Origin of the sequence: Algibacter luteus (assembly GCF_900141715.1) — a bacterium.
Lineage (GTDB): Bacteria > Bacteroidota > Bacteroidia > Flavobacteriales > Flavobacteriaceae > Arenitalea > Arenitalea lutea.
In genome coordinates this window covers 84,086-107,257 of record NZ_FQYK01000005.1, presented here as the reverse complement: position 1 = coordinate 107,257, position 23,172 = coordinate 84,086, and the positions used below count along the sequence as shown (strand labels likewise).

General features: G+C 34.2%; 17 protein-coding genes. 6 read left to right on the top strand and 11 right to left on the bottom strand.

Features of this window, described 5'->3' with window-relative positions:
• Positions 1-23: 23 nt before the first annotated feature.
• Both BUA46_RS10545 and BUA46_RS10540 read right to left on the bottom strand, forming a co-directional pair.
• Positions 24-1,004: a sugar phosphate isomerase/epimerase family protein gene (locus BUA46_RS10545; protein ID WP_019387718.1), complete on the bottom strand. Its 981-nt coding sequence runs from the start codon at positions 1,002-1,004 to the stop codon at positions 24-26.
• A gap of 110 nt (positions 1,005-1,114) precedes the next feature.
• Positions 1,115-2,134 (bottom strand): helix-turn-helix transcriptional regulator, encoded by a 1,020-nt coding sequence (locus BUA46_RS10540; protein WP_026010049.1) that lies wholly within the window; start codon positions 2,132-2,134, stop codon positions 1,115-1,117.
• A gap of 105 nt (positions 2,135-2,239) precedes the next feature.
• Here BUA46_RS10540 and BUA46_RS10535 point away from each other — a divergent pair, with 105 nt between their 5' ends.
• The 4 genes from BUA46_RS10535 to BUA46_RS10520 are packed head-to-tail and all read left to right on the top strand — an operon-like array spanning position 2,240 to position 6,872.
• On the top strand, positions 2,240-3,964 hold the full coding sequence (locus BUA46_RS10535) for a GMC oxidoreductase (RefSeq protein ID WP_019387716.1): 1,725 nt from the start codon (positions 2,240-2,242) through the stop codon (positions 3,962-3,964).
• 11 nt (positions 3,965-3,975) lie between these two features.
• Complete coding sequence (locus BUA46_RS10530; RefSeq protein ID WP_019387715.1) at positions 3,976-4,593, top strand: gluconate 2-dehydrogenase subunit 3 family protein; 618 nt, start codon at positions 3,976-3,978, stop codon at positions 4,591-4,593.
• A complete protein-coding gene (locus BUA46_RS10525) occupies positions 4,593-5,399 on the top strand; it encodes a 3-keto-disaccharide hydrolase (protein ID WP_019387714.1) in 807 nt (268 codons plus the stop codon). The genes BUA46_RS10530 and BUA46_RS10525 overlap by 1 nt, the downstream gene beginning before the upstream one ends.
• A gap of 24 nt (positions 5,400-5,423) precedes the next feature.
• On the top strand, positions 5,424-6,872 hold the full coding sequence (locus tag BUA46_RS10520; RefSeq protein WP_019387713.1) for a Gfo/Idh/MocA family protein: 1,449 nt from the start codon (positions 5,424-5,426) through the stop codon (positions 6,870-6,872).
• A gap of 82 nt (positions 6,873-6,954) precedes the next feature.
• Here the strand turns inward: BUA46_RS10520 and BUA46_RS10515 are convergent, their stop codons facing one another.
• From BUA46_RS10515 to ilvD, 7 genes are all read right to left on the bottom strand, one after another.
• Positions 6,955-7,476, bottom strand: a complete 522-nt coding sequence (locus tag BUA46_RS10515; protein WP_019387712.1) for a plastocyanin/azurin family copper-binding protein — start codon at positions 7,474-7,476, stop codon at positions 6,955-6,957.
• A gap of 27 nt (positions 7,477-7,503) precedes the next feature.
• Positions 7,504-9,096, bottom strand: coding sequence for an NADP-dependent glyceraldehyde-3-phosphate dehydrogenase (locus BUA46_RS10510; RefSeq protein ID WP_019387711.1), 1,593 nt, complete (start codon positions 9,094-9,096; stop codon positions 7,504-7,506).
• Between the two features lie 269 nt (positions 9,097-9,365).
• Positions 9,366-10,631, bottom strand: a complete 1,266-nt coding sequence (gene ilvA, locus BUA46_RS10505) for a threonine ammonia-lyase IlvA (RefSeq protein ID WP_019387710.1) — start codon at positions 10,629-10,631, stop codon at positions 9,366-9,368.
• 159 nt (positions 10,632-10,790) lie between these two features.
• The gene (gene ilvC, locus BUA46_RS10500; RefSeq protein WP_026010048.1) at positions 10,791-12,266 is read right to left on the bottom strand and encodes a ketol-acid reductoisomerase; all 1,476 of its coding nucleotides are present in this window, start codon (positions 12,264-12,266) and stop codon (positions 10,791-10,793) included.
• Between the two features lie 17 nt (positions 12,267-12,283).
• Positions 12,284-12,817 carry an acetolactate synthase small subunit gene (gene ilvN, locus BUA46_RS10495; protein ID WP_019387708.1) on the bottom strand — a complete coding sequence of 178 codons (534 nt, stop codon included), beginning with the start codon at positions 12,815-12,817 and terminating at the stop codon, positions 12,284-12,286.
• A 10-nt stretch (positions 12,818-12,827) separates the two neighbouring features.
• Positions 12,828-14,561: a biosynthetic-type acetolactate synthase large subunit gene (ilvB, locus tag BUA46_RS10490; RefSeq protein WP_019387707.1), complete on the bottom strand. Its 1,734-nt coding sequence runs from the start codon at positions 14,559-14,561 to the stop codon at positions 12,828-12,830.
• Between the two features lie 45 nt (positions 14,562-14,606).
• Positions 14,607-16,286, bottom strand: a complete 1,680-nt coding sequence (gene ilvD, locus BUA46_RS10485; RefSeq protein WP_019387706.1) for a dihydroxy-acid dehydratase — start codon at positions 16,284-16,286, stop codon at positions 14,607-14,609.
• A gap of 753 nt (positions 16,287-17,039) precedes the next feature.
• Here ilvD and metK point away from each other — a divergent pair.
• Both metK and BUA46_RS10475 read left to right on the top strand, forming a co-directional pair.
• The gene (gene metK / locus BUA46_RS10480; RefSeq protein WP_019387705.1) at positions 17,040-18,293 is read left to right on the top strand and encodes a methionine adenosyltransferase; all 1,254 of its coding nucleotides are present in this window, start codon (positions 17,040-17,042) and stop codon (positions 18,291-18,293) included.
• 212 nt (positions 18,294-18,505) lie between these two features.
• Positions 18,506-19,390, top strand: coding sequence for a hypothetical protein (locus BUA46_RS10475; protein WP_019387704.1), 885 nt, complete (start codon positions 18,506-18,508; stop codon positions 19,388-19,390).
• A gap of 109 nt (positions 19,391-19,499) precedes the next feature.
• Here BUA46_RS10475 and BUA46_RS10470 read toward each other — a convergent pair whose 3' ends face one another.
• A complete protein-coding gene (locus tag BUA46_RS10470; protein ID WP_019387703.1) occupies positions 19,500-22,007 on the bottom strand; it encodes a DUF5686 and carboxypeptidase-like regulatory domain-containing protein in 2,508 nt (835 codons plus the stop codon).
• A 63-nt stretch (positions 22,008-22,070) separates the two neighbouring features.
• Positions 22,071-23,048: a pyruvate dehydrogenase complex E1 component subunit beta gene (locus BUA46_RS10465; protein WP_019387702.1), complete on the bottom strand. Its 978-nt coding sequence runs from the start codon at positions 23,046-23,048 to the stop codon at positions 22,071-22,073.
• Positions 23,049-23,172: the final 124 nt, after the last annotated feature.

The following is a 23,172-nucleotide window of genomic DNA, read 5'->3' as shown; positions in this document are numbered from 1 at the left end:
TTAGTTAGTTAGTTATCAGAATTCTATTGCAATCCGCTAGCAGCCTTTAACAACAATGCTTTTGTTGCTAAAATACCTTCCTTTTCGCTTAATCTTTTGCCTTCATATTCAACTCCAATAAAACCTGTATATCCGGCATCTTTCACTAATTTCAATATTCTTGGATAATCTAATGTGGTCTCATTTCCTTCCTCATCAAAATCATAACTTTTTGCGCTAACCGCTTTGGCAGCTGGTAACATCATTTTAATGCCTTCGTATTTATCTGAATAAACCTCTTCGCATTCGCCCCATTTAGCTCCTTCTTTACGCTTCAAACACCAGTTTCCAAAATCTGGTAATGTGCCACAATTTTCCATATTTACTTGATTAATTGCTTCCACTAATTTAGCTGCATCAGAAGACAACCAACCATGATTTTCACATAATACATTTATATTTTTGGTAGCTGCATACTCCGATAATTTTTTCAATCCATCAACCACCGAGGGCAACCACAATTCTGGGTCGTTAGTTCCAAATGTATTTACTCGAATAGAATGGCAACCTAATTTTTGTGCAGCGTCAATCCATTTTTTATGGTTTTCAACAGCTTGATTACGCACTTTTTCACTCGGGTCAGCCAAATCGCCTTCGCCATCAACCATAATTAATACGTTGCTCATATTATGTAATTGACTCATTACCATTAAAGAATCGATTACTGTATCAATACCTAAGGCTTCAATTTGATTTTCGTATATCTGACTTACATATTCTAAACCTTCAAATCCATGAGCTTTTGCCATTTCAGCAAATTTAAAAGGACTTACACCTTCATCATTAAATGTTTTATGAAGTGACCATTGTGCTAACGAGAGTTTAAAAAATGGTTCTTCAGCTATTTCATGAGCAATTGGTTCGTCATTAGTTGCTACCTTTTTATTGTCTTTACAAGATAAGATTAATAAGAATGAACATATTACTAATGCGATTACACTCTTTTTATAGAGATTTAAAGTCATTTTTATAGTGTTTTAATTAGTTTAAAATAAATTGAAAATTATAAAATTACACCATTAAACATGTTTATAATTATTCAGTGAAAGAATTTATACAAACTAGACAATAATTTTTAAACTAAAATCTCATGTTTTTGGCGATATTCTATTGGTGTGCACTTTTCTTGTTTTTTAAATACTGTTGAGTAGTATTGACTTGTTGAAAAACCACAACTAAATGCAACTTCTGCGACGCTCAAATCTTTATTTTCTAACAGCATTTGTTTGGACATTTTTAGGCGTCTCATCATCAAGTAGCGCATGGGTGTTAAATTAGTTAATTGCTTACAATGAAATGTAAATCTTGTTAGACCAACTCCGGCAGATTCAGCCATTTTTTCAATAGTCCATGCTTCAGCTAAATTTTTTTCTAATTCATTTAAAAATAATTTAACGCTTCTAGAGCTATCCGTTAGCTCTTCTCTAAGCTCAACATTTTCAGATTCTAAAAGATCTAATAGCAGAATTAAAAGGTAGTTCACTAATAATCTTATTCTTGATGAATTACTTCCTGACTTATCCGTATCAACAGCGCGTCCTATTCTTTGAAAACAATCTCTAACCCTTCTGTCTGAGCGCAATCTTACATCTTCATTCTGTCTCAAAATAGTTGTTAATCTCATCAAATCTTCAGGCGCCAAAATAATCCAATCAGGCCAAACCCAATTTTGATGAGGCCTACGCACGCCTAAGTCTAATATTACCCAATAAAATTTACCTACTCCTATGTCTGGGTTACCAACCTTATGCGCTTCCCAAGGTCGTGTTATGGTTAAATCATTAGGCTGCAATTCTAGTTCTTTTTTTTCTTGAGCATACGGCATAGAACCTGATTCTAAAAAATGTATTTCAATACCTTCATTTCTGTGCCAATCCAGACCCCAATCTTGCTGTTCGTTGGCATCCCAATACCCAATACTATTTAATCCCAATGTGTCATCGGTTAATCTATCTCCAGGATAAGTATATCTTGCCAATGCTTTAAACTTAACTTTCTTTCGTTTTACGGCATCAATTAAAGGTAAACATGTGTCTGCATGATAGATTATTCCATCAGCTTCAAAAGGGGTTATTTTTTGTATATTTATCTTCACTGAAAAAAATTGAACATTATTAAAATGCAAATTAACTAATTTGGCGTTAAATGTGTAACTTATCACATTTTAAATTCTAAACTAAAACCAAATAATACGTAACAAATGAGTGTTAACAATTTAATTTCTATTGAAGAAGAATATGATGCCATTGTAGTTGGAACGGGAATATCTGGAGGATGGGCCGCCAAAGAACTTTGTGAAAAAGGCTTAAAAACCCTCGTTCTTGAACGTGGACGAATGGTGAAACATATTGAAGACTATAAAACTGCTAATATGGATCCGTGGGATTTTCCGAACGGCGGTGTAGCATCTAAAGAAACAAAAGAACGTAAATTCAAACAACACCGAACAGGCTATGTAACTCAAGAAGCACATCAACATTTTTTTGTAGATGACATTAAGCATCCTTATAATGAAGACAGACGTTTTGATTGGATAAGAGGTTATCATGTTGGCGGACGCTCATTAATGTGGGGAAGACAGAGTTATCGATTGAGTGATATAGATTTTGAAGCAAACAAAAAAGAAGGTATTGCTGTTGATTGGCCAGTACGATATAAAGATATTGCCCCTTGGTATGATAAAGTTGAAGAATTTATTGGTGTAAGCGGCGAAAATTTAGGTTTAGAGGTGCTTCCAGACCAAAAGCTACTAAAACCAATGAACCTTAATTGTGTTGAAAAAGAATTAAAATCAAAAATATCAGAAAAATTCGATGACGGTAGAGTGCTAACAATAGGTAGAACTGCACATATTACCGAAGGCACTAAACCAGGAATGGGTAGAAGTACCTGCCAATATAGAAACAGATGTATGCGTGGTTGTCCGTTTGGTGCATATTTTAGTAGCAACTCTTCTACATTACCTGTTGCAGAAGCAACCGGCAACATGACGTTAAGACCAAACTCTATCGTGCATGAAGTTGTTTATGATGAAACCACTAAAAAAGCAATTGGTGTTAAAGTAATAGATGCAGAGACTAAAGAAGCCTTCCTGTTTAAAGCAAAAATCATCTTTTTATGTGCTTCAGCTATTGCATCCGCTTCTATTTTACTACAATCAAAATCAGAGCGTTTTCCTAACGGTTTAGGAAACGATAGTGGCGAATTAGGGCACAATATTATGGACCATCATTTCCATGTTGGCGCCACTGCGGTAGCTAAAGGATTTGAAGACAAAATTAACAAAGGTAGAAGAGCCAATGGCGTATATATTCCGCGATTTAGAAATCTTGGTGGCAAAACCAATGTTAAGGAATTTAGAAGAGGATATGGTTACCAAGGTGGTGCAAGCAGATCTGGACTTTCCGATATGGTTGCCGAATTAAAATACGGACCAGAATTGAAGGAAGCCATTTTAAAACCGGGAGAATGGCGCGTCAATCTTCTTGGGTTTGGTGAAACACTACCCGACCATAAAAATAGAATGTATTTAGATTACGATAAGTTAGACGAATGGGGATTACCAACAATCACTTTTGATGCCGATTTTGGTGAAAACGAAATAGCAATGCGAAAAGACATGCAAGAACAAGCCATAAAAATGCTCGAATCCGCAGGGTTTAAAGATGTAGAAGGTTATGACAGAGCAGAAGGAAGAGGTATGGGCTTAGGTATTCATGAAATGGGAACTGCGAGAATGGGAAGAGACCCAAAAACATCTGTATTAAATGAATACAACCAGATTCATGCTTGTAAGAATGTCTATGTTACAGATGGTTCGTTTATGACCTCTGCGGCTTGCCATAATCCATCATTAGGCTATATGGCTTTTACAGCTAGAGCAGCAAATCATGCTGTTGAACAATTAAAAAAAGATAACCTTTAATAATTTTTAAAATGAAAAGAAGAGATGCATTAAAAAATTTAGGTTTAGCAACAGGGCTTTTTGTAGCCACCCCTACTATTGTTAGTTTATTACAAAGTTGTACAAGTGATGTTAAAACTTGGATTCCAGATTTTTTGTCTGAAGAACAAGGGAAAGTTTTAACTAGGTTCGTTGATATTATTTTACCAAAAACAGAAAATTTACCCTCCGCGTTAGAGCTCAACGTCCCTCAATTTATTGATAAGTATATTGTAGAAGTTGTTGAAGATGAAGACAAAGCACATATTAAAACAGCGTTTAACAATATTATTAGTGTTTTAAAACCTAATGCTGAAGAAACTATAGACTCAGTAACCGATGAAAATTACAAAGCATTATTAGACAAACACATGTTGCTTAAAGATGAAATTGATGAAGAAAGAGAAGCCGATTTAGAATCGTTAATCCCTACGAAATCTGAATTTTTAAACAGTATCAAAATGATGACCATTAGTGCCTATGTTACAACGGAACAGATAGGCGAAAAAGTATTGAAGTACGACCCTGTACCGTCTCAATATTATTGCGGTGATTTACAAGAATTAACCGAAGGTAAAGCTTGGTCTCTTGATAACTCATTAGTTATATAATGAAATTTGCTGCTAAATACATTTTGTTGATTCTTGCTATTGCTTTATTTAGCAATTGTAAGATGAATGATGAAAAAGAGTCTGACGAGATAGAAACTGAAAATTGGATTTCCCTGTTTAACGGCAAAGATTTAACCGATTGGACTCCTAAAATCAATGGTTACGAATTAGGCAACAATTACAACAATACTTTTCGAGTAGAGAATAATCTTTTAAAGGTATCTTATGATGGATATGAGAATTTCTCAAACGAATACGGGCATTTGTTTTACAAGGCACCTTTCACAAATTATAAATTGCGTTTGGAATACAGATTTGTAGGAGAGCAAGCTAATGGAGGCGCATCTTGGGCAGAAAAAAATAGTGGAATTATGATTCATTGTCAATCTCCAGAAACCATGTTAGTTGGTCAAGGGTTCCCAATTTCTCTAGAAGTTCAATTACTTGGTGGTGTTAATGAAAACGCACTTCGTCCTTCAGGAAATTTATGCACCCCGGGAACTCATGTTGAAATGAATGGCGCGTTAGTTACCGATCATTGTATTTCTTCAGATAGTAAAACTTATTATGGCGAAGAATGGATTACTGCCATGGTAACTGTAAACAAAGATTCTATCACGCATTACCTTGACGGAAAATCGGTTATTTCATACTCAAACCCAACAATTGGTGGTCAGTTTTTAGATTCAACTTCAGAAGAAATTCAAGCTAAAGATGGGCAACCTTTAACCGGAGGATATATTTCATTACAAAGTGAGAGCCATCCTATTGAATTCAGAAATATCGAAATACTAGAATTAAAATAGTTTTCATCATAAATCCCTTTCATTATGAGTAAAAAATCTTTAAACAGTAGGCGTTCTTTCATTAAAAAAACAGCGCTTACAACATTTGGTATTTCCATAATTCCACGTCATGTCATGGGGAAAGGATTTGTTGCACCTAGCGATAAACTAAATATAGCAATTGTTGGTGCAGGTGGCAAAGGCTACTCAGATATGATGAATGTTTGGAACAATGGCGCAAATAATATTGTAGCAATTTGTGATGTCGATTGGAATAGTGCTTCTAAAGCATTTTCAAAATTTCCGAAGGCCAAACAATTTAAAGATTACAGAAAATTATTAGAAGATAGTTCTGACATTGATGCCATTACGGTTTCCACTCCAGACCATACGCATGCTGTTATAACACTTGCCGCAATGCAATTAAACAAAGATGTATATGTGCAAAAACCGCTAACACATAGTATTCATGAAGCACGTGTGCTTACTGAGGCCGCAAATAAATACAAAATTGTTACCCAAATGGGAAATCAAGGGGCTTCAGGACAAGGTGTCAAAATCATGGCAGATTGGTTCAATTCTGGAATGATTGGAACGGTTAACCATGTTGATGTTTGGACAAACAGACCTGTATGGCCACAAGGCATTAAAACACCAACCGACAAACCAGCTATTCTTGATAACTTAGATTGGGACACCTGGGTAGGTCCTGCACAATGGGTAGATTACCATCCATTATACCATCCGTTTAAATGGAGAGGATGGTGGAACTTCGGAACTGGCGCACTCGGTGACATGGGATGCCATTTAATGGACCCTCCTTACCGTGTTTTAGGATTAGGATATCCAACTGAAGTAGAAAGCAGCGTAGGAGCTGTATTTACACGCGATTGGACACCAGATTATTTTCCAGAATCTTGTCCGCCATCATCAAGAACACAATTAAAATTTGAAGCAACCGATAAAAATCCTTCAGAAGTTAAATTAAATTGGACTGATGGTGGTTTACGACCGTTTCATCCTGAGCTTATTCCTGCGGACCACCCTATTGGTGATGAGAATAGTGCGAATGGTGTTATCATGATAGGTGAAAAAGGCATTATAACATGTGGAACGTACGGACGAAATCCTAAACTATATTTAAATTCGGGTGAAATTATTTTACCTGAAGACAGTGATTATGAAGAAATTTCATTACCTGAAAATGGTCATCCCCATAAATGGGTTGAAGCTTGCAAAGCTGGATATGAAAGTAAAGAACATCAAGCATTAACTTCTTCATTTGATTTCGCTGGTCCGCTTACTGAATCTATTTTAATGGGTAATTTAGCCATAAGAAGTTATAATTTACGAGAAGAAAATAATAACAGATTTGAATATCCTGGGCGTAAAAAATTACTCTGGGATGGTAAAAACATGAAAATTACCAATTTTGAACCAGCCAATCAATTCGTGAAAAGAGCTTATCGTGAAGGCTGGAAATTAGATTTCTAAACTACTAACTCAACTATATTAACTAGAAAACCCTTTTAAGATTTTATCTCAAAAGGGTTTTTCATTTTTATTTTTTAAAGATTTATTCTACAATAAATTTACCTTTCATAATTCCAGAATGCCCAGGGAAACTACACAAAAAATCGTACGTTCCTGCTTCTGGAGCAACAAACTCTATAGATGTCACTTGACCACCACCAATAAGATCGGTATGAGCAATAATATCTTGTGAATCTTTAGGGATATATTTATTTTCCCTTTCAATAGCAGCCTTTCCTGCGAATTCTGTTAAATCAACGCCTTGTTTAAGTATAACTACATTATGCCCCATAACATTAATATCAAGCTTACCAATATGTCTTAATGTTAACTTAACTTTTTGACCCGCTTTAGCTTTAATTTCTTTTAAATTATACTGCATTACATCGTTAGAAGTTAATACAATATTTGCAACGTCGCTATCTGTTTCCTTGGATTCGTTTGCTTCTGAAGAGTTTGTTCTTTCATAACTAAAACCTTCTTTCTTCTTTTCTTCTTTACCTCCACAATTAAACATTAATGAAGCTAATAAAATGGCTAGGATTGGTAATTTAATGATTTTCATATCTGTTCTTTTTAGTTTGATATAAATTTATAAAATATAATCCGTACTTATAAAGTTTGATGTTTTCTTTTCTAATAATTCCTGAAGTATCGCATTATTGTATGCATTATCTTTCGCAGCTACAAAAGTTCGAATAGAAAATGAACGTAAAGCATCATGAACACTTAAAGTACCATAAGCAGAATCTTTTCTTCCAGTAAAAGGATAGACATCTGGACCACGTTGACAAGAACTATTCAAGTTTACACGACACACTAAATTCACTAAAGTATCAATCAATGGTGACAAGGTATGAACGTTTTTACCAAACAAACTTACTTGCTGTCCATAATTTGATTCGGCCATATCATCTAGAGGTTCTTCAATATCCGAAAAAGAAACAATAGGAATAACAGGACCAAATTGTTCTTCTTTAAAAACACGCATATCTTTTGAAACTGGATACAGGACTGCTGGAAAAATGAAATTTTCTGTCGTTTCTCCACCTTTTTTATTCAACACTTTTGCTCCTTTTGCCTTAGCATCATCAATTAATTCTTGAATATATCCTGGCTTATCAACTTCAGGAAGTGGTGTAAGTTTCGCGCCTTCTTCCCATGGATTGCCAAACTTTAGTTGATCTACCTTGTATGCGAAACGACGATTGAATTCTTCAATAATTGACTCATGTACGTATAATACTTTTAAGGCTGTACAACGTTGTCCGTTAAATGATAAAGTACCCGCAATACATTCTTCAACAGCTAAATCTAAATCGGCATCAGGCAATACAATTGCTGGATTTTTGGCTTCTAAACCTAAAACCATTCTCAATCTATTTCCTTTTGGATGTTGCGATTGTAATGCATTAGCTGAATTACTATTCCCAATTAATGCTAATACATCAATTTTACCAGATTGCATAATTGGAGTAGCTAAAACACGACCACGACCATACACAATATTTACAACCCCTTCTGGAAAACTACTTTGGAAAGCATCTAATAATGGTGAAATGAGTAAGACACCCAATTTAGCAGGCTTAAAAATTACAGGATTCCCCATAATTAATGCAGGAATTAATAAAGTGAATGTTTCATTTAAAGGGTAATTATAAGGCCCCAAGCATAAAACAACACCTAATGGCCCACGGCGGATATGGGCATGTACACCTGAGTTCTTTTCAAATTTCGCAGAATCTCTGTCAATTTGTTTATAGGCTTCAATAGTGTCATAAATGTAGTCAACAGTTCTATCAAACTCTTTTTCAGAATCTGGAAGATTCTTTCCTATTTCCCACATGAGTAATTTCACGACTTCCTCACGCTTTGTTTTCATTTGATCAACAAAGGTTTCCATACATGCAATTCTATCTCCAACCTTCATAGTTGGCCATAACCCTTTACCATTATCGTAAGCTAAAGTTGCTGAATCTAAAGCTTCTTTAGCTTCCTTTTCACCCAATTGCGGAATAGTTCCGAGAAGTGTTTGTTTATAATCTGAAGTTGATGAGATGGTTGAATATACTTCTGCCGTTTCTCCCTTCCAAGGTTTTAACTCACCATTTACCAAATACGTGTTTTGATGCAAAAGAGAGTCAATTTTAAATGCCTGCGGAATTTCTTTAAAAGGTTGTTTCATCAGTTTGAATTTATTATTTTTTTGATTAGTGTAATTTGTCCCTTAAACATCTTATTTAATAGAAAAGTTTTTATGGTCTTTTTTTATTTTTAGAGTGTTTCAAAAATTAAAGTTTAAAGACTTTAGAATCTCCAATTTAACATAAGACGTCTCAATCAAAATAACTGAAAATAACTGAAACCAAACCTTTAAACTTTAAATAAATTTAAGAATTTCAACTCAAACGATTTCGTAAATAATAGACTTTAACTACCTAAAAAACAAGGTCTTTAAACTAAAAACTGAAAGAGATCAGGTTTGTCGTTTAAGTAATCACCATAAAAATTATGTTTCTTCATTCTTTCAACTAAGGGTTGTAAATCTGATGCGGATTTTAATTGAACACCAACCACAGCTGAACCATTTTCACGGTTTGTTTTTTTAGCATATTGAAAATAAGTTATATCATCATTCGCTCCTAAAATATCAACAACAAACTCTTTTAATGCGCCTGCTCTCTGTGGAAAATTGATGATAAAATAATGTTTTAAGTTGGCATATAACAAGGCTCTTTCTTTGATTTCAGGTGTTCGTGTAATATCATTATTACTGCCGCTAACTACGCATACTACGTTTTTTCCTTTAATTTCTTCAGCATAAAAATCTAAGGCCGAAATGCTTAATGCTCCCGCAGGTTCCGCAACTATTGCATCTTTATTATATAGTTCTAAAATGGTTTCGCATACCTTCCCTTCGGGCACCGTTATCATGGCATGTAAATTTTCTTTACAAATAGCGAAATTTAGATCGCCCACGCGTTTTACCGCTGCACCGTCTATAAATTTATCGATAGATTTAAGTTCGGTGTTTTTATTATTTCCAATAGAAGTTTTCATTGAAGGCGCTCCTTCTGGCTCAACCCCAATAACCTTTGTGTTTGGAGATAAGGCTTTAAATACTGTTGATAATCCTGCCGCAAGTCCACCACCACCTACAGCAATAAATACATAATCGATAGGTTTGTCACATTGTTCTAAAATTTCTAAACCAATTGTAGCCTGCCCTTCTATAACTTTTTCATCATTAAATGGATGGATAAATGTTTTACCTAAAGACTCACATTCAAACATTGCGGCATGGTAAGAGTCATCAAATGTATCTCCAACGAGTTTTATTTCTATAAAATTTTCGCCAAACATCTTTACTTGTTCCACCTTTTGATTTGGAGTTGGAGCCGGCATATAAATGGTGCCTTTTATTTTGAGTAATTTACAAGACAAGGCTACACCTTGGGCATGATTTCCAGCACTTGCGCAAACCACACCGTTCTTAGACTCTTCTGCAGTAAGAGAACTTATTTTATTATATGCCCCTCTAATTTTATAAGATCGTACTTGTTGTAAATCTTCACGTTTTAAAAGAATATTGGCATCAAATTGTTTTGAATATCTTAGACTAACACCTAAAGGCGTTACTGCCGATACTTTTTTAATTGCTTCGGCTGCCTTATTTACGTTTTCAATGGTAGGAAAATAAGTTTGCTTTTCCTGATTCATAAGTTCAATTTATATAATATGATAGATGCAAGTTACAGCTTTAATTAGCTTTCTAAAAAATATTAAAGACTCAATTGGCAAATGTTTTAGAATAAAAAACCCGTCAGAAAAAATCATATCTGACAGGTTTTTGAAAATATAGTTTAGTTTAGTTGTGTGCTATACAATAGGTTTCATTGCTGTCATTGAAGATCTTAAAAACTCACCTACTTTTTCAACTGGGTGATTTCTTAATGCTTTATTCACTTCAATAAGTTTTGCATTATCAACTCCTTCACCATTATCTTTAGCATAGGCCTTACCAATTACATCGGTTTTAATATTCGACATAAAGTCTTTCAATAAAGGCTTACAAGCATGATCGAATAAATAACATCCATACTCAGCAGTATCAGAAATCACACTATTCATTTCGTATAATTTACGTCTTGCGATGGTGTTAGCAATTAATGGTGTTTCGTGTAAAGACTCGTAGTATGCTGATGCATCAATAATTCCAGAATCTGTCATAGCTTCAAAAGCTAATTCAACTCCAGCTCTCACCATAGCAACCATTAACACGCCATTGTCGTAATATTCTTGCTCTGATATTTCAACATCACCAGCCGGTGTTTTTTCAAAATTGGTTTCAGCAGTTGCTGCTCTCCAAGTCAATAAATCATGATCATCATTAGCCCAATCTGCCATCATTCCTGCAGAAAAACGACCTTCTATAATATCATCCATATGTTTTTGGAATAACGGACGCATGATATCTTTTAATTCTTCTGACAATTCAAAAGCTTTTATTTTTGCTGGGTTAGATAAACGATCCATCATATTAGTCACACCACCATATTTAAGACCTTCTGTTACAGTCTCCCAACCGTATTGAATTAATTTTGAAGCATAACCAGCATCAATTCCTTCTTCAACCATTTTATCAAAACAAAGGATAGATCCTGTTTGTAACAAACCACAAAGAATGGTTTGTTCTCCCATTAAATCAGACTTCACCTCAGCAATAAAAGATGATGCTAACACACCCGCTTTATCTCCACCAGTTGCTACTGCATAAGCTTTAGCTTGCGCCCATCCTTTACCTTCTGGATCGTTCTCGTCGTGTACTGCAATTAATGTAGGCACACCAAAACCACGCTTATATTCTTCACGAACCTCAGACCCTGGAGACTTAGGCGCCACCATAATTACAGTAAGGTCTTCACGTATTTGCATACCCTCTTCAACAATATTAAAGCCGTGAGAATACGATAATGTTGCTCCTTTTTTCATTAAAGGCATTACGGCATTTACAGCATTGGTATGTTGTTTATCTGGTGTTAAGTTTAACACTAAATCTGCAGTTGGAATTAACTCTTGATAATTACCAACTTTAAAACCATTTTCTGTAGCATTTATAAAAGATTGACGCTTTTCTTTAATCGCAGCATCACGCAATGCATAAGAGATATCTAAACCAGAATCTCTCATGTTTAACCCTTGGTTTAATCCTTGAGCACCACATCCTACGATAACTATTTTTTTACCTTTTAAAGCGTTTACTCCATCTGAAAACTCTGAAGCGTCCATAAATCTACACTTCGATAATTGATTTAATTTATCTCTTAGCGATAGTGTGTTAAAATAATTTCCCATTTTATATTTAATTGTTATTATTGGTTATTGAATGCTGTTAGCAATTCGGTTATTTTCATTTGATCTTTAGTAACTGCAATTCTACCAGAACGTACAAATTGCATGATACCAAATACGTTTAAATCACGTCGTAAAGATTCAATTTCGTTTCTTCTGCCTGACTTTTCAAGTACAAAAAACTCTTTATTCACGGTTACAATTCTTGCATTGCTTTCTTTAATGATATTCTGAATTTGAGGTTCGTTAAACAACAAATCAGATTTTATTTTAAACATACAAGACTCGGTAAAAATGGTTTGGTCTTCTGTGTGATAATAAGCTCTAATCGTTTCGACTTGCTTTTCAATCTGTTTAACAATTTTACAAGCAGTGTCTTCGCAAATATTTACAACAATAACAAAACGATTAACGCCATCTATTTCTGACTGTGATGTTGTTAAACTTTCAATATTGATATGTCTACGCTGAAATATTGCTGAAATACGATTCAATAATCCGATATTATTTTCGGTATATATTGATATTGTGAATGATTTTATATCTTCCTTCATTTCTATAAACTTAACTTAATCTTACATCTGAAACCGCTGCACCCGATGGTATCATTGGAAATACATTGTCTTCTTTTTCAACACAAACCTCTAAGAAATAAGACTCTTTTGAGTCCATCATTTCTTTTACAGCCTCTGCTAATTCTTCTCGTTTTGTTACTTTTCTAGCTTTGATATAATAGCCTTCTGCAATGGCAACAAAATTTGGGTTTGTCATTTCGGTAGATGCGTAACGCTTATCGAAAAACAACTGTTGCCATTGACGTACCATTCCTAAAAATTCGTTATTTAAAACTACAATCTTTACAGCAGCTTTTTGCTGAAAAATGGTGCCTAATTCTTGAATATTCATTTGGTAACCGCCATCACCAATAACGGCAACAACTTCACGCTCTGGTGCTGCCATTTTAGCTCCTATAGCCGCTGGAAGTGCAAACCCCATGGTTCCTAGACCTCCAGATGTAATGTTACTTTTTGAAACGTTAAACTCGGCATATCTGCAGGCTATCATTTGATGCTGACCAACATCTGAAACAATAGCTGCTTTACCTTTGCTTTCAATATTTATTTGTTTGATAACCTCGCCCATAGTCAATCCTTCTTTCGTAGGACTGATATCACCTTTAATTACTTTTTCAAATTCAATAGCGTATAAATCTTTAAATTCTTGCAACCAAGATTCATGAGAATTATTATCCAAAGCATCTAAAAGCATCGCTAAACTTTCTTTTGAATCTCCTAATACTGCAACATCAGTCTTCACATTTTTATCAATCTCTGCAGGATCGATATCAAAATGAATGATTTTTGCTTGTTTAGCATAAGCATCTAATCGTCCAGTAACACGATCATCAAAACGCATTCCTATGGCAATGAGCACATCGCATTCATTAGTTAATTTATTAGGAGCATAATTACCATGCATTCCTACCATTCCTATATTTAACGGATGAGATGTCGGTAATGCTGAAGCTCCAAGAATAGTCCATGCCGATGGAATTCCAGCTTTTTCTATTACTGCTTTAAGTTCGTCTTCTGCTTGACCTAAAATAACTCCTTGGCCCCAAACAATCATTGGTTTTTTAGCGTTATTAATTAATTTTGCAGCTGCATTAACAGACTCTTGACTTGTTTTTGGCACAGGATTATAGCTTCTTATACCTGTACATTTCTTATATATAAAATCTAAATTTGAGACTTGTGCATCTTTAGTAATATCAACTAATACTGGTCCTGGTCTCCCGCTTTTAGCTATGTAAAATGCTTTTGCGATTGCTCCTGGAATATCTTCAGCTTTAGTAACCTGACAATTCCATTTGGTTACAGGAGTAGAAATACCAACAATATCGGTTTCTTGGAATGCATCACTTCCTAATAAATGCGAAAACACTTGACCCGTTATACAAACTAACGGTGTAGAATCTATTTGCGCATCGGCAATTCCGGTGATTAAATTGGTTGCTCCTGGACCCGAAGTTGCCATAGCAACACCTACTTTACCAGAAATTCTGGCATAACCTTGAGCAGCATGTGCAGCACCTTGCTCATGACGCGTTAATACATGATGAATTTTATCTTGATATTTAAATAACTCATCATAAACGGGCATAATAGCTCCTCCTGGGTATCCATAAATAATATCTACACCCTCGGCAATTAAGCTTCTTACTACTGCTTCGCTACCCGCAATATTTTGTGTTTTTTCTGCCACTTCTTGGTTCTTATTAATTGTTTGTGTCTTCATATTCTCAACTTTTAAGTGTGAGATTCCTGCCAATGCAAGAACATTTTATGCATCTGTTACACAGCCTTTTGAAGCCGATGCTACAGTTTTTGCATATTTATATAATATTCCTTTTTTGTGTTTTAATGGTGGTTGAACCCATTGCGCTTTTCTTTGAGCTAATTCTTCATCAGAAATCAATACATTAATAGAATTATCTTCTGCACTAATTCTAATTTTATCACCAGTTTTTAATAATCCGATAGTTCCTCCTGTTTGCGCTTCGGGAGTTATATGACCTACCACGAAACCGTGAGTTCCTCCTGAAAAACGACCATCAGTTATTAACGCTACAGATTTTCCTAAACCAGCACCCATTATTAAGGATGTTGGTTTTAACATTTCAGGCATTCCCGGACCTCCTTTAGGACCTACATAACGAATGACGACTACATCACCTCTTTCGACTTCACCATTTGAAATCCCTGTATTGGCAGCTTGTTCACCATCGTAAACCACAGCTTTACCTTCAAACAGTAATCCTTCATTCCCTGAAATTTTTGCTACCGCACCTTCTTCGGCTAAATTCCCATAAAGGATTTGTAAATTACCAGAAGATTTTAAAGCGTTTTCTTTTTGATAAACAATGTCTTGTTCTTCAAACTCGATAGCTTCTACATTAGCTAAGTTTTCTGCCAATGTTTTGCCTGTAACCGTCATACAGTCACCATGTAAGAAACCATTCTCTAATAAATATTTCATGATTGCAGGAATACCTCCAATACTATGAACATCTTCCATTAAGTATTTTCCGCTAGGTTTTAAATCGCCAATTAATGGTGTTCTATCACTTACGCGTTGAAAATCTTCAAGTGTGAAATCAATATCTGCTGCATGAGCAATTGCTAAAAAGTGCAATACCGCATTTGTAGATCCTCCAAGTGCGTTTACTAATGTAATTGCGTTTTCAATAGATTCTTTTGAAATAATATCTAAAGGTTTTAAATCTAATTCTAAAAGATTCTTAATAGCTCTTGCAGTTCTTTCACTTTCTGATAATTTATTTGGATTCTGTGCTGGAATAGATGAGTTATATGGTAATGCAAACCCCATACATTCTATTGCTGAAGCCATAGTATTAGCAGTATACATACCACCACAAGCACCAGCGCCTGGAATGGCTCGTTTAATAATTTCTTTATATTCCTCTTCATCAATTTCTCCTGCTACTTTTTGTCCTAAAGCTTCAAAAGCCGAAACTATATTTAGTTTTCTACCTTTATATAGTCCAGAAGCGGTGGAACCACCATACATCATGATTGATGGACGATTTAAACGCAGCATAGAGATTATAGCTCCAGGCATATTTTTATCACAACCAACAATAGCTATTAATGCATCATAACTTTGTGCTTGCATAACCGTTTCTATAGAATCTGCAATAATATCTCGAGATGCTAAAGAATAATTCATACCAGAGGTCCCCATAGAAATCCCATCACTTACACCTATGGTATTAAACCCTAAACCTACTAATCCTGCAATATTGCACTCAATTTTAACTTCATCTTTTAAGCCATTAAGATGCATATTACATGGGTTTCCGTCAAACCCCGTACTTGCAATTCCTATTTGTGCCTTATTCATATCCTCATCCCTAAAACCGGCTGCATATAACATGGCTTGAGATGCAGGCTGAGATTCATCTTGAGTTAATCTTCTACTATGTTTATTGAGTTCTTTCATATTTGTTGCAAAAAATAGCGCTAATTATGTTGATTAATTATAATTCAGTTAATTTTTAAGATTAATATTATAAATTCTTCAATTTAATAATACGACTTGCCGAAATTAAAATATTAGGTTTTTATAGATTTTATGCTTTCATTTTTTAGGTTAAACTCACAACCATAAAAACCAACTTAACATATTGTTATTCAGCTTTTTAAGTTATATTTTTTATGATGTTCAAAAGATGAATAAATTCTAAAAAAAATATCAAACTTATTTGAATCTGCATTTTTTCATTATTGTAGTCCTTTTTTATCTACTTTCATTACTGTCGCAACCTTTTCTTTCAATCCAACTTTCGGTATATCATATTCCCTATCACTACGTCACTTTTAAACGGGTTTTGAAAAAAATATTTAGCTACAAATTTACCTTATTCTACTAGAAGAATTCATTTAATTACGGACAGAATTATTATTTGATTATCCATTTGCAGATTTAACAACCACAAATCAAGAGATAAAAATTCTAAAGCTTATTTATTTGCTTAAAAAAGTTAAAATCAAGGTAGATATTCTTTTATTTTTTTACTTTTGCGCACACAAATAACAAGAGGAAAGATTTGACTGATTGCAACCTCTTTCATACTAAACTTTATAAAGTTATCTTCCAGAGATACTGAAACAAGTTAAGGATGGAGCAAAAATGCTAAAGGCAGTGTAAACTTCCTTCGACGTTCTCGTCAAATCTTACCGTAAAATAAAAAATATGGCTTATTTATTTACCTCAGAAAGTGTTTCTGAAGGACACCCAGATAAGGTAGCAGATCAAATTAGTGATGCCTTAATTGATAATTTTTTAGCCTTTGATAGAGAATCAAAAGTGGCTTGTGAAACGTTAGTTACAACGGGACAAGTTATGCTTGCTGGTGAAGTAAAATCTACCACCTATTTAGATGTGCAAAAAATAGCAAGAGATACTATAAATAAAATTGGTTATACCAAAGGTGAATACATGTTTGATGGTAATTCTTGTGGAGTTTTATCTGCAATCCATGAACAATCTGAAGAAATAAATCAAGGTGTAGATCGTGGCAACAAAGAGGAACAAGGTGCTGGAGACCAAGGTATGATGTTTGGTTATGCCACAAATGAAACCGAAAATTTTATGCCTTTGGCTTTAGATTTGTCGCATAGAATTCTAAAAGAATTGGCGGAATTACGTCGTGAAAATAAAGACATCACGTATTTGAGACCAGATTCTAAAAGTCAGGTTACCATTGAATATAGCGATGATAATTTACCACAACGAATTGATGCTATTGTAGTTTCTACACAGCACGACGATTTTGCAGATGATGATACCATGCTTGCTAAAATTAGAAAAGATATTGTTGAAATTTTAATTCCACGAGTTGTTGCTAAACTTCCAGAATCTGCTCAACTATTGTTTAATGATGACATTAAGTATCATATTAATCCAACAGGGAAATTTGTAATTGGCGGTCCGCACGGAGATACAGGATTAACAGGAAGAAAAATTATAGTAGACACTTATGGTGGAAAAGGTGCTCATGGCGGTGGTGCATTTTCTGGAAAAGACCCAAGTAAGGTTGATAGAAGTGCTGCTTACGCTACAAGACATATTGCTAAAAACTTAGTTGCTGCTGGAGTTGCCGACGAAATTTTGGTACAAGTAAGTTACGCCATTGGCGTTGTAGAGCCCATGGGGATTTTTGTTGATACGTACGGCACGTGTCCTTTTAATTTAACGGATGGAGAAATTGCAGAAAAGGTATCTGAAATTTTTGATATGCGCCCATTTGCTATTGAAGAACGTTTAAAATTACGTTCGCCAATGTATAGTGAAACTGCGGCTTACGGACACATGGGACGAACAAATGAAACTGTTACCAAAACTTTTTCTCAGCCTAACGGCGAAAACGTAACCCTTGATGTAGAGTTATTTACTTGGGAAAAATTAGATTATGTAGATAAAGTAAAAAAGGCTTTTGGTTTATAAATATTTAAACTTTTTTTGAATATCGAAAGACTACCTAATGGGTGGTCTTTTTTTATTCTAAATTTTTCAGAATAAAAATTAAAACCAAACAGAAGCAAATTATAAAATAGCATAAAGTTTAATTAAAAAGCACTTTATCCTCTAATTTAGAAGACATTTATGTTCCTAATTAGCCTATCCTTTTGTTTTTTTTATAAATTTCAATCTTGAATATGACACATATACTAAAAAATAAAAACTTAGAAATTCATATTGATGACCCTTTTGAGGGCTACAAATTTTCAAGATTCGATTGGACTGGAAAAATTGTGAATGTAATATTTCAAAACATTCAACTATCGGCGATTGAAACAACCACTTATGAAAATGAAGCTTTTTTGGGAAAAGGGTTCTATAACGAATTTGGCATTGATGCAGCATTAGGATTTGAAGAAACGGAAATAGGCGATTGGTTTCATAAAATTGGCGTAGGTCTATTAAAAAAAGATGATTCACAATATTTATTTAATAAGAAATACGAGATTAAACCAGCTAAATTTAGTATAAATAAGGAATTAAATAAAATTATTATCAGCTGTAAATCTGAGACTGTAAATGGATATTCGTATGTATTAAGAAAAGTAATTGAACTTCATGAAAACAGTTTTACAATAAATTATTATTTACAAAACACAGGCGACAAGGATATTCGAACAGACGAGTATAATCACAACTTTACTTCAATCAATAGTGATATAATTGGACCTCATTATTTATTAAAATTTCCTTTTGAAATACAACCCAAGCACTTTGGTGAAACCGTAAACCCCGAACTTAAAGTTGATATTGGCCCACGTAATATAAAATTCAATAATAATATTAAAGAACAATTCTTTTTTAGTAACCTCTCTGGTGGGAAAATTGTTAAAGCCACTTGGGATTTAATAAACCTAGAAACCAAAATTGGGATTAATGAAACCGCAAGTTTCCAAACTGATAAAGTGAATCTTTGGGGGTGGCGACATGTGATTTGTCCCGAGTTATTCCATAAAATATTTGTTAAGCCCGGGGAATCAATGACATGGTCTAGGAATTACAATGTCTATAGAGACATTTAATTAGATTTGAATATTTAGAATTTAATAACGGCATTTTAAATTAAAACTAATTTATGTTTTTTCAATCTGAAAAAAGTATGAGTTAAACGATCAAAAATTTGAGAGTTTCTTAAAAATAAAATCCAAAACTCCCCGTAACCCCAAACTTTCTGGCTTCTGGGTATAAGTCTTGATCCTTATAATTGCCTCTAAAATTAAAGTCTATTCTAAACACTTTAAAAATATTACCAACTCCTAAACTGTATTCGTAATAAGGTTCTTTATTAGGAGCTTTTAGTTGCAAATTATTCGGGTTGCTTGGTACATTATTTAACTGAACGTTCTCGTCTGTAATGCTGCCCATAACACCTCTAACACTTACAATTTCACGAAGATTTAATTTTCGTAAAAACGGTATTCTAGAAAATAAGCGTCCATTAAAATTATGTTCAAAATGAAATGACGCATACGTATCAGAAACAAACTCGTAAAAATCAAGTTGAGAAAAAGTATTATATATTGAAAAGTATGTTTGATTTCCGGGAATAACACTTAACAACCCTAAAGGTACTTCTCCAAAAGTTTTACCAGCTTCAAAAGTGGTATACAATCTTCCGAAACCTCCCATTTGCCAAGGCTGCGTGTATGAAAACTGCACTTTGGTATAATCAAAATCACTATTAAAAATGGTTTTATCGCCACGACTTACCTGCGCAAATAATCTTGCAAAATCATCGTTCGCAATTTTTCGTTCAACACCAAAACCTGTCATTTTTCGACCCGGGAAATACGATACAGAAAGACTCGATTCAAACTGTTTAATTTCAGAAGCTATACCTGTTGGTGTATTATAATCTAAACTAAATGTTGGTGAAGCCGATTCTAGAGTTCTATAATTTCCGCCCAATCTAAATATAACATTTCGCCATGGTTCAGCCTCAACAGCTAAACTTGTCAAATTGATATTGGTTAACTTATCGTTTGCGCCCGTGCCAATAACCGATGAAGAGGCTAAACTTCTACCTAAAACATCGGTACTTGTTGTTAAACTCGCTCCAATTTGTTCTACATCTCTTCGGTTTCCTCCAGAAATGGTTAATCGACTTTTTTTATCGAGTAGCCATTTTCCTGAAATGCCGTATTTAAATTTGTCATCATCAAAACCATAGGCTAAAAACCCTTCAATTCGCCATAAATCGTTAGGTCCAAAATAGGTCCTTCCACCTGTTCGTAAACGCAAACCTTCAACCTCGTTAAATCCGAAGGTTGAAAACACCGGTCCGTAATCTAAAGGCAAGGTATTAAATTCAATATAACCAGATGCTAAAATACTCCCGAGGTTATAAAGACGCTTAAATTTTTTAACCGTTTTTAAGGTGTCTAGCATTTTATAGACTCCTTTTTCATCTTTATTTAATTGCTCTAATCGATTTGAATCCCAAAATTCATCATCCCGATTATATACATCTCTATCATAATTATAAACTTCTGTTTCATAGAATTTTTTATCCTTTTCTATATCAAATTTATAGTTGTTGTATAAGGTGGTACGCTTACCATAAACACCACGTGATTTTTCCTTTTTGTTGAAAGCGAAATCAGATAACATATAATCACGTGTCACTAGAAAAACAGAGTCGTTCAATACTTCAAACTCTTGCTCGATATATATTTCTTTAACCCAGTTTATATTAGCACTTTTTGAAGCTTGAAGGTTAATTTCTTTGATGGCATAGGTGGTATCTGCAACCCAAAAATCGCCTTTAAAGGTTAATTCGTTTCGTCTTCTAGGATAATAGATTACATTATAACACCATTTGTTATCAATATAAGCACTGTCTGACAACACATAATTATAAGTGCTAATTCCTGTTTTAGATAGTGGACTTACAAAGCTTTTATCAAAAAATTTCAGGTAATTATCGTACACATTAAAGTCTGAATATAAATCATCAACAAAATCTATAATCATTTGATTATCACTGAATCCTGAGTTTTTATTCCCAAGTAAATCCTCTTTTTTCTTATTGATTACATTATCACCATATACTTTTGACACGGCTTCGTTGATGAATATTGGCAAATAAGTTTTTCCTGTAACTTTAGAGGTATCGACTTCATTGAAAACAAACTCCATACCTTTAAATAGTTTACTTTTTATAAGCGAACTATCAATTGTGTTTAAATCGAATTCTACTTTTTCGTATTTATCGTACTCGTATTGATTAAACTGTTTTAAGCCGTTACTTCGCTTATTTGCCCAAATTTTACGAAGTAAATCAATGGCAGGATTATTCTTTTTTGGTTGCTTTCCAGATAGAATAACTACAGCATCTAAAGCTGCCGCTTCTTCTTTTAAGACAAATTTTAAATTGTAATTTACTTTTTTATCAAGCGGAATATTTAAGGTTTCATAACCAATAAAGGATACCGTTAAGGAATCCCAAGTTTCGTCAGATTCTAGATAGAATTTACCATTTTCGTCTGTTATTGTACCCTGAGTAGATCCAGAAAATATAACGTTAGCAAAAGATACTGGAGCATCAAACTCATCAAACACATAACCACTTACTTTGGTTTGTGAAAATGCAGAAAATATTCCTAGAAAGAAAAGGGCAATAAGTAGTCTTATATTCATAATACAAAAAAACTTCATCAACAATCGTGCTAATGAAGTTTATATAACGTAAATAAAATGTTTTTATTTATAAAGTACTTTTTTTACAGCTTTAATTACATCTTCATGATTTGGCAACCACTCTTCAAGTAAAACAGGAGAATATGGTGCTGGGGTATCGGCAGTATTAATTCTAACTACTGGCGCATCTAAATAATCAAAAGCTTCAGATTGAATTAAATATGTAATTTCAGTAGCTACATTTCCAAAAGGCCATGCTTCTTCTAAAACCACTAACCTATTTGTTTTTTTCACAGATTCTACAATCGCTTTTCTGTCCATAGGACGAACGGTACGCAAATCTATAATTTCACAAGAAATACCTTCTTTTTCTAACTCGTCGGCAGCTTTGTATGCTTCTTTAATAATTTTACCAAAAGAAACGATGGTTACGTCTGTTCCTTCACGTTTAATATCGGCAACACCAAGAGGAATAATGTATTCTCCTTCTGGCACTTCACCTTTATCGCCATACATTTGCTCACTTTCCATAAAAATAACTGGATCGTCATCACGAATAGCTGCTTTTAATAAGCCTTTAGCATCGTAAGGGTTTGATGGCACAACAACTTTTAAACCTGGTGTATTTGCAAACCAACTCTCAAAAGCTTGCGAGTGTGTTGCTCCTAACTGACCCGCAGAAGCTGTAGGTCCACGAAAAACAATAGGACATTTAAACTGCCCACCAGACATTTGTCTAATTTTGGCAGCATTACTTATAATTTGATCAATTCCAACTAGAGAGAAGTTAAAGGTCATGTATTCAACAATGGGTCTGTTACCCGTCATTGTCGAGCCAATGGCTATACCTGCAAATCCAAGCTCAGCAATTGGTGTATCAATAACACGTTTAGCTCCAAACTCATCTAACATGCCTTTTGATGCCTTGTAAGCACCATTGTATTCTGCCACTTCTTCGCCCATTAAATATACACTTTCATCTCTGCGCATTTCTTCACTCATGGCTTCGCAAATGGCTTCTCTAAATTGAATTGTCTTCATTAAAAATTGTTTTTAGAACTGCAAAAATAACAATTAATGAGATACAGTCATGAAAGATTTTTTTAAAATTTATTATGCGTGCATAGTAAATATTCAGAATAAAATAATTAACTTCGTGAACTCA